The sequence below is a fragment of the Vibrio fujianensis genome, assembly GCF_002749895.1.
Taxonomy (GTDB): Bacteria; Pseudomonadota; Gammaproteobacteria; order Enterobacterales; family Vibrionaceae; genus Vibrio; species Vibrio fujianensis.
Window position 1 is genome coordinate 76,670 of the sequence record NZ_NBUS01000037.1, and the last position, 456, is coordinate 77,125.

General features: G+C 49.1%; 1 protein-coding gene. It reads right to left on the minus strand.

The window, feature by feature from the left end:
* Positions 1–456, minus strand: a 456-nt coding sequence (locus B7C60_RS17720) for a helicase-related protein (protein WP_281251644.1), incomplete at both ends; no start/stop codon positions are given.

The following is a 456-nucleotide window of genomic DNA, read 5'->3' on the forward strand; positions in this document are numbered from 1 at the left end:
TGCACTTCAGGATCGCGAGACAGATCGTAGTTAAACACTGCATCAAGGTTATCGACATCCAGACCACGAGCCGCAACATCGGTCGCCACCAGAATAGAAATACTCTTATTGGCAAATTGCACTAAGGCTTGGTCGCGCTCACGCTGCTCCATATCACCATGCAGTTCAATCACGCTAAAACCGCTTTGATGCAGGGCATCAGCAACATTTTGTACTTCACGTTTGGTGTTACAAAACACCACCGAAGAAGTCGGTTGATGGTGCAAGAGCAAGGTTTCCAGAGCCTCATCACGCGCAGCACTGCCTTCGACTTTGTAGAAGTATTGACGAATGCTTGAGGTATCGTGGGTCGCCTCAACTTTAATCATCAGCGCATTGCGAGTCACACTTTGCGCAATCTGCTCAATACTGGCGGGGTAAGTTGCACTAAACAGCAAAGTTTGACGCTCGGCTGGC